Origin of the sequence: Mycobacterium sp., from assembly GCF_050701675.1 — a bacterium.
In the GTDB taxonomy this organism is placed as follows: Bacteria; Actinomycetota; Actinomycetes; order Mycobacteriales; family Mycobacteriaceae; genus Mycobacterium.
This window is the reverse complement of sequence record NZ_JBOGDD010001065.1, coordinates 1-7,665: the sequence shown is the minus strand read 5'-3', so window position 1 is coordinate 7,665 and position 7,665 is coordinate 1. Positions and strand designations below refer to the sequence as shown.

At 64.2% G+C, this 7,665-nt stretch carries 7 protein-coding genes and 1 pseudogene; 6 read left to right on the top strand and 2 right to left on the bottom strand.

Going from position 1 to position 7,665, the window contains the following annotated elements:
• Both ACRDUX_RS32645 and ACRDUX_RS32640 read right to left on the bottom strand, forming a co-directional pair.
• On the bottom strand, positions 1–330 hold a 330-nt coding region (locus ACRDUX_RS32645; protein WP_526420297.1), incomplete at its 3' end, for a PfkB family carbohydrate kinase.
• Between the two features lie 73 nt (positions 331–403).
• Entirely contained in the window at positions 404–1,825 is a 1,422-nt protein-coding gene (locus ACRDUX_RS32640) for a mannitol dehydrogenase family protein (protein ID WP_526420295.1), read from the bottom strand.
• A 204-nt stretch (positions 1,826–2,029) separates the two neighbouring features.
• Between ACRDUX_RS32640 and ACRDUX_RS32635 the strand changes: the two genes are divergently transcribed.
• From ACRDUX_RS32635 to ACRDUX_RS32610, 6 genes and pseudogenes are all read left to right on the top strand, one after another.
• On the top strand, positions 2,030–3,022 hold the full coding sequence (locus ACRDUX_RS32635) for a sugar-binding transcriptional regulator (protein ID WP_526420293.1): 993 nt from the start codon (positions 2,030–2,032) through the stop codon (positions 3,020–3,022).
• Positions 3,023–3,060: 38 nt separating this feature from the next.
• A complete protein-coding gene (locus tag ACRDUX_RS32630) occupies positions 3,061–4,431 on the top strand; it encodes an ABC transporter substrate-binding protein (RefSeq protein ID WP_526420291.1) in 1,371 nt (456 codons plus the stop codon).
• A complete protein-coding gene (locus ACRDUX_RS32625) occupies positions 4,431–5,405 on the top strand; it encodes a carbohydrate ABC transporter permease (RefSeq protein ID WP_526420289.1) in 975 nt (324 codons plus the stop codon). Before ACRDUX_RS32630 ends, ACRDUX_RS32625 begins: the two co-directional genes overlap by 1 nt.
• Position 5,406: 1 nt before the next feature.
• On the top strand, positions 5,407–6,276 hold the full coding sequence (locus tag ACRDUX_RS32620) for a carbohydrate ABC transporter permease (RefSeq protein WP_319456752.1): 870 nt from the start codon (positions 5,407–5,409) through the stop codon (positions 6,274–6,276).
• A 30-nt stretch (positions 6,277–6,306) separates the two neighbouring features.
• Positions 6,307–7,392, top strand: coding sequence for an ABC transporter ATP-binding protein (locus ACRDUX_RS32615; protein ID WP_526420287.1), 1,086 nt, complete (start codon positions 6,307–6,309; stop codon positions 7,390–7,392).
• A 2-nt stretch (positions 7,393–7,394) separates the two neighbouring features.
• Positions 7,395–7,665 (top strand): annotated as a pseudogene (locus tag ACRDUX_RS32610) (DUF4032 domain-containing protein); the annotation flags it as partial.

Below are 7,665 nucleotides of genomic sequence, written 5' to 3'. Positions count from 1 at the left end.
CACCTCGGCCGTTCCCGTCAGCTGCCACTCGATGTCGAACGTGTAGGTCGCGGCGCCCGTCTCGTCGATCCGGGCCGAGGCCGTCGGCGTGTGCGCGGCGGTGACGCTGCCCGGGACCAACCGAACCCCGGAGGCTTCGACGTAGTCGATGATTCGACGGCCTCGCTCGTCGTCGCCGATGTGAGTGAGGAAGTCGACGTCGCGGTCCAGCCTGCCCAGCCCGACCGCGACGTTGAGCGGGCTGCCCCCGACGTGCTCACCGAGGATGCGGCCGTCGCGTTGGACGATGTCGATCAGGGCCTCGCCGATGACGAGCGCGCGGGGATTCATTTCTCGACTCCCGCTCGTTCCGGTCCTCGCTCGTCCCTCGCTGCGATCCTCGCTCGCGATGGTCTTCGGGCCTTCATGGGCTGGCATCCGCGTGCACCAGACTCTCCAACGTCGCGCGGGCGCCGACCTCGTGCAGGGAGTTCAGCGCCCACAGGTAGGCGTCGACGAACCGTTGTTCCTTGCCGAGGTTGCCGAACAACGCAACGTTGTCGATGAAGGCCGTCGGGTTCTCGAGTTGCGACTTGGCCAGTGGGACGAGCGATTCGGCGAGTTGGTCCTGCACGTCGATCGCCTCGCCCTGTTCGTCGACGCCCTCGGCGTAACGGGCCCAGCTCGCGACGGTGGCCGCAGATAGCCTGATGGGCTCGCCGCTCTCGAGGTTGTCCTTGATGACGGGCACCAGCCACTGTGGGATGCGGTCCGACGAGCCGAAGCACAAGCGCACGATGGTGTCGCGCACGCTGGGGTTGGCGAACCGCTCGATCGCCGTCTGCTTGAACGCCGGGAGGTCGATTCCCGGCACGGGCAGCAGCGTCGGCGTGGCCTCCGAATCCATGTACTCGAGGAGGAACTCGGCGAACAGCGGATCGCCAGCGGCGTCGGCCACCATCCGGTAGCCGCTCAGATACGCGAAGTAGCACAGGGCCTGGTGGCCGGCATTGAGCAGGCGCAACTTCATCAGCTCGTACGGTGTGACGTCCTCGACGAGCAGCACGCCGACGTCTTCGTAGGCGGGCCGACCGGCCGGGAAGTCGTCTTCGAGCACCCATGCGGTGAACGGCTCCGCGGCGACGGGCCACTGATCGTCGACCCCGAACTCCGTCGATAGGTATTCGATCACGTCGGGTGAGGTGACCGGCGTGATGCGGTCGACCATCGAGTTGGGAAACCGGGTGTTGGCCTTCATCCAGTCGGCCAGCTCGGGCTGCGTCCGCTCCGCATATGTGGTGAAGGCCTCGCGTGCCACGTCGCCGTTGCCCTCGATGTTGTCGCAGGACACGATGGTCGGCGACGGAATTCCGCGGTCCTTGCGACGCGCGAGGGCGGCGGTGACCAGTCCGAATACGCTGTCGGGTCCGGCGTCGGAGATGGAGTAGCCGCCCTCGGTGATCGTCATCGAGACGATGCGGGTGCTCGGTGCGGCGATCAGTTCGATGACGGCCTCGGGGTCGTCCGGCGCGAAGAGGTACTTCACGATCGAGCCGATGACCCGTGCGTCGCGACTGCCGTCGGGGTTCATCGCGATCAACGTGTAGAGGCCGTCCTGGTCGGCCATGACGTCCGCCATCTTGCGGTCGCCCGGCAGCACGCCGACACCGCAGATGCCCCACTCCTTGGCCTTGCCCATCTCGAGCAGTCGGTCGACGTACATCGCCTGGTGTGCCCGGTGAAAGCCGCCCACTCCGAAATGCACTATGCCGATCCCGATCTCACTGCGGTCGTAGCTCGGCTTGGCGATCGGGATCTGTGGCAAGGACGCGTTGTTGAGCTTCATGGCAGCACCATCACTTTCTTGACGGTACCCGGACCCCGGTTGGAGTCGAGGTCTATTCGGTAGGTCGCATTTGGGATTGCGGCCCGCGTTCGGCCCGATACTGAAAGTGTTGTGTAGGTCACATTTAGATGTTAGCGTCATGAACATCTACACGCACCCCCGAGCATGTGCTCACCTCGGGGCGAGAAGGGTTGGAGCGAGACCGTGACGACACCGAGGTCGAACGGCAGGGTCGCAGCGCCGCCCGTCGATGCGGCTCCGAATGGCGGGGCGACGCCGGAGGATCTACGTCTCGCCCTGCGCGCGGCCACGCTCTACTACCTCGACGGACTCACGCAGGCGGAGATCGCCGGCAAGCTCGGAGTGTCACGCCCCACGGCGGGACGGCTGATCGCCAGGGCCAAGGCCCGCGGACTGGTTCGCATCGAGGTCATCGTGCCGCCGACCATGAAGGACGACCTGTTCGCCGACGAGGAACGCCAGCTCGAGCTGCGGTACGGGATCACCGAGGCCGTCGTGACGGGACACCTGGGCCGCGCCGCTGGTGCACTTCTGATGCGGCGTCTCTCGGAGAACGACATCCTCGGCCTCACCTGGGGACCGGAGCAGGTCGCCGCCGTCACGGCGTTGACGCCCGGTGTGGCGAGCTGCCGCGTCGTGGTCCAACTCGACGGTGCCATGTCCACCGCTGCGTACCAGACGGGCATGGAGTTCATCCTCAGTCGCGGCGCGGACATGTTGCGGGCCAGCGCGATGCGGCTACCCGCCCCGCTGTACGCGGACCCGTCCACCGTGGTCTCGATGCGTAGCGACTCGGTGATCTCGCGGACGCTGGAGGCGGGCCGACGCGCTGACACCATGCTGTTCGGCGTCGGGTCCACGACTACCTCCACCACGCTGTTCGAGGGCAGCTTCCTCGACACCAGGATGCTCGACGAACTGGTGTCGCTCGGAGCGGTGGGTGAGATCGGCGGCCGGTTCTTCGACGCCGATGGCGCAGCGGTGGTCACCGAGCTTGCGCACCGTGCGGTGTCGGTGCCGCTGGAGGACATCCGCAGATGCGAGAAGACGATTCTGGTGTGCAGCGGGCCGCCCAAGCACCAGGCCACCCGCGCCGCGCTGCGCGGCGGTCTGGCGAAGCTCTTGGTCTGCGATATCGAGTGTGCACGTTGGCTTTTGGATGAACAGAACGCATGACGGAAACCAAGTATTACTCGACGAGGAGTGGGGAGAAGATGAAAGCGACACGAAGGGTGCTACACAAGCTCGCGGTGTGCACCGTCGCCGCCGGTCTGCTGTTGACAGCCGGCTGTGCGGGTGCGGGAAGCCTGGGGTCATCGGCGAACGAGGTGACGATTGCCCTGGTGTCCAACTCGCAGATGACGGACGCCCAGAAGCTGTCGTCGGAGTTCGAGAAGGCGAACCCCGGCACGAAACTGAAGTTCATCTCGCTGTCGGAGAACCAGGCGCGAGCCAAGATCACGATGTCGACCGCGATGGGGGGCAGTCAGTTCGACGTCGTGATGATCAGCAACTTTGAAACGCCGCAGTGGGCGAAGGATGGCTGGCTGCTGAACCTTTCGGACTACGCGAAGAACACGCCCGGCTACGACGAGAACGACTTCATCCCGTCGCTGCGGGACTCACTGTCGTACGAGGGCAACATGTACTCGGTCCCGTTCTACGGCGAGTCGTCGTTCCTGATGTATCGCAAGGACATGTTCGAACAGGCCGGCATCAAGGTCAACGAGGATCCGAACTATCAGCCCACGTGGCAAGAGGTCGCTGGGTGGGCGGATCAGTTGAAGACCGAGGACCGGGCAGGCATCTGCCTGCGCGGCAAGCCGGGTTGGGGCGAGGTGCTGGCACCGTTGGACACCGTGATCAACACCTTCGGCGGACGCTGGTTCGACGACCAGTGGAACGCGCAACTCAACAGCCCGGAGGTCAAGAAGGCGGTCAACTTCTACGTCGACACCATCAAGAAATCCGGCGAATTAGGTGCCTCCTCAACCGGTTTCCAGGAGTGCGCCAACCTGTTCGGTCAGGGGCAGACGGCGATGTGGTACGACGCGACGTCGGCGGTCTCGGTTCTCGAGGATCCCAAGACCTACCCGGATCTGGTCGGCAAGATCGGTTACCTGCCTGCGCCCATCGCCGAGAAGCCCAATTCGGGCTGGCTCTACACCTGGGCACTGGGCATCCCGAAGGGAGCCAAGAACCCCGACGGCGCCTGGAAGTTCATCTCCTGGATGACCAGCAAGGACTACATGAAGCTGGTCGGCGAGAAGCTGGGCTGGGCGCGCGTCCCACCCGGTAGCCGGACCTCCACCTACACCGATCTGCCGGAATACCAAGCGATCTCGAAGTCCTACGGTCCGTTGACGCTGAAGTCGATCACGGACGCGACTCCGAACAAGCCTACGGTTCAGCCGGTTCCGTACACCGGGGTGCAGTTCGTCGGGATCCCCGAATTCCAGGATCTGGGGACGCGGGTCAGTCAGCAGATCAGTGCAGCGATCGCCGGGCAGAAGTCGGTGGACGCCGCGATGGAGCAAGCTCAGAAATACGCCGAGGTCGTCGGCAAGACATACCAGGAGAAGTGATGACTCTTACTGCTGATACCGAGTCAGACGCCAGTCAGGAGGCAGTGGCCGAACGGGTCCGCAAGATCCGGGAGGCCCAGGACACCGGCGTAAGCCGCGCCGAGGGCTGGCGCAGGCGTGGACCGCTGCTGCCCGCGCTGATCTTCATGATCGCCGTGACGCAGGTGCCGTTCCTGTTCACGCTGTACTACTCGACGTTGTCCTGGAACCTGGTTCGGCCAGGGTCACGGAAATTCGTGGGGCTCAACAACTACATTGCGGTGGTCCAGGACAGCCAGTTCTGGACGGTGGCCCTGAACACGGTCATCCTGATCGTCGTCGTCGTGCTCGTCTCGGCCCTGCTCGGCTTGTTGCTGGCCCTGCTGCTGGATCGGGCATTCCTGGGCCGCGGGGTGATCCGGACGCTGCTGATCACGCCGTTTCTGATCACCCCCGTTGCGGGCGCCCTGATCTGGAAGACCACGATCCTCGACCCCAACAACGGCATCCTGAACTGGCTGCTGTCACTGGTCGGCATCGGCAAGGTGGACTGGATCGGCAACTTCCCGCTGTCGATGGTGATGGTCGAACTCATCTGGCAGTGGACGCCTTTCATGATGCTGCTCATCCTGGCTGGCCTCACCTCGATGCCGCGCGACCAACTCGAGGCGGGCCGAGTCGACGGCGCCGGCGCGTTCCAGCTCTTCCGGGAGCTGACCCTGCCGCACCTGCGGCGATTCATCGAACTAGGCGTGGTGTTGGGTGCGATCTACCTGGTCAACACGTTCGACGCGATCTTCATGATGACGCAGGGTGGACCGGGCGTCGCCAGTGCGAACCTACCGTTCTACATCTACCAGCGCGCGTTCCTCGGGTTCGACATGGGCCAGGCCGCCGCCATGGGCGTGGTGGTCGTCATCTTCACGATGATCATCGCCAGCTTTGCGCTTCGGTTGATCTTCAAATCGTTCTCCGGCAAGGAAGAGGCAGCCTGACATGACGACAACAGTCGAAAGAACCACGGCGACAAGCGATGCGGCGCCCGTCCGGAAGAAGAAGTCCAAGAAGTTCAGCCCGTGGGCAGTGGTGGCTTGGCTCGTCGGACTCGGGTTCTTCTTCCCGGTGTTCTGGATGGTCCTGACATCGTTCAAGCAGGAAAGCGACGCCGCGACCAGTCCGCCGACGTTGTTCTTCACCCCGACCCTGGATCAGTACAGTGCAGTCTTCGATCAGGGCATCGGGCCCGCGATGCTGAACTCGGTGTTCGCCACCGGTATGTCGACGATTCTGGTGCTGCTTCTCGGTGTCCCCGCGGCATTCGCGCTGTCGCTGCGACCAGTTCGCAAGACGTCGGACGCGTTGTTCTTCTTCATGAGCACGAAGATGCTGCCCGTCGTCGCGGCGATCCTGCCGCTGTACGTGATCGTGTCCAATATCGGTCTGCTGGACAATATCTGGGCCCTGGTCATCCTCTACACCTCGATGAACCTGCCGATCGCCATCTGGATGATGCGCTCGTTCTTCCTCGAGGTGCCTGGCGAACTCCTCGAGGCCGCCAGCCTTGACGGCGCGAGTCTGTGGCGATCGGTGCGAGAGGTGATCCTTCCTTTGGTCTCACCCGGCATCGCGGCGACGGCGTTGATCTGCGTCATCTTTGCTTGGAACGAGTTCTTCCTCGCGGTGAACCTGACCGCGGTGAATGCTCAGACCATGCCGGTGTACCTCGTCGGCTTCATCGCCGGTGAGGGTCAGTACTGGGCCGTGTTGTCCGCGGCCGCAACCATGGCCGCACTTCCCGTGATCCTGTGCGGGTGGTTCGCCCAGAACAAGCTGGTGCGCGGACTTTCGTTCGGCGCAATCAAGTAACTTTCCCTCACTTCAAAGGAGCAATGAGCCATGGCTGCAATCACCTACAAGAACGCCTCGTGCATCTACGAGGGGTCCGACAAGCTCGCAGTTGACAACCTCAACCTCGACATTCAGGACGGCGAATTCATCGTCCTGGTCGGCCCGTCCGGCTCGGGCAAGAGCACCGCACTGCGGATGCTCGCCGGACTCGAGGACATCGACGAGGGCGCGATCGAGATCGGCGGCAAGGACATGACGGGTGTCGCGTCCAAGGACCGCGACATCGCGATGGTGTTCCAGAACTACGCGCTGTACCCGAACAAGACGGTCGCCGAGAACATGGGCTTCGCGCTGAAGCTGCGTGGCGTTTCGGCGGCCGAGCGACGCAAGAAGGTCGAGGACGCGGCGAAGATCCTCGACCTGACGGAACACCTGGATCGAAAGCCCGCCAAGTTGTCCGGCGGCCAGCGGCAGCGCGTCGCGATGGGCCGTGCCATCGTGCGTGAGCCCCAGGTCTTCTGCATGGACGAGCCGCTCTCGAACCTGGACGCGAAACTGCGCGTGCAGACCCGTACCCAGATCGCGGCGCTGCAACGCCGGCTCGGCACCACCACCGTCTACGTCACGCACGACCAGGTCGAGGCGATGACGATGGGGGACCGGGTCGCCGTGCTGCGCTTTGGGAAGCTGCAACAATTCGCCTCGCCACACGAGCTGTACGACAGTCCGGCCAATGCGTTCGTCGCCGGTTTCATCGGGTCGCCCGCGATGAATCTGATTGAGGCGGCACCGATCACGGCGGACGGCGTCCGGATCAGCGAGGATTCCACCCTGCCGCTTGAGCGCGACCAGTTGACCAAACTGCACGAGGCAGGGGTCGACAAGGTCACGGTCGGTATCCGACCCGAGGATTTCGAGGTCTCCGATGGTGGCGGTATCGACGTGGTGATCGACCTCATCGAGGACCTGGGTAGCGAGACCTACCTCTACACCCACGCCCACCCGGATGTTCAGTTGGTGGCGCGGTCGCTGTCACGCACGCCGGTCAGGCTCGCGGACACCGTGGAGTTGCGCAGGAAGCCGGAGGGCAAGGTTCACCTGTTCCACCCGCAGACTGGCGAGCGCATCAACTGACCATGCGCGCGCCGGAGTTTCGGCTCCGGGCACCGACTCCAGGTCTCCTCGGGCTGCCGTGGGACCGCCCGTTGTCGGAGTGGGTGGCCCCCGACGTTCCGTTGCGCGACATCGCAGTGGGGATGAGCCGCCACCTGGTGAAGTTCGTCGACGCCGACGATCAGCTCTGGGCGGTCAAGGACATGCCCCCGCGGGTCGCCGTCAAGGAGTACGACGTGCTGCGGCAGCTCGAGGACATGGGGTTGCCGGCAGTCCGTCCCGCAGGGTTGGTGC

What these genes read in the sequence shown, in the direction of transcription:
- ACRDUX_RS32625 (WP_526420289.1), top strand. Translation starts at nt 4,431, where the DNA reads ATGACTCTTACTGCTGATACCGAGTCAGACGCCAGTCAGGAGGCAGTG.
- ACRDUX_RS32620 (WP_319456752.1), top strand. Translation starts at nt 5,407, where the DNA reads ATGACGACAACAGTCGAAAGAACCACGGCGACAAGCGATGCGGCGCCC.
- ACRDUX_RS32615 (WP_526420287.1), top strand. Translation starts at nt 6,307, where the DNA reads ATGGCTGCAATCACCTACAAGAACGCCTCGTGCATCTACGAGGGGTCC.
- ACRDUX_RS32630 (WP_526420291.1), top strand. Translation starts at nt 3,061, where the DNA reads ATGAAAGCGACACGAAGGGTGCTACACAAGCTCGCGGTGTGCACCGTC.
- ACRDUX_RS32640 (WP_526420295.1), bottom strand. Translation starts at nt 1,825, where the DNA reads ATGAAGCTCAACAACGCGTCCTTGCCACAGATCCCGATCGCCAAGCCG.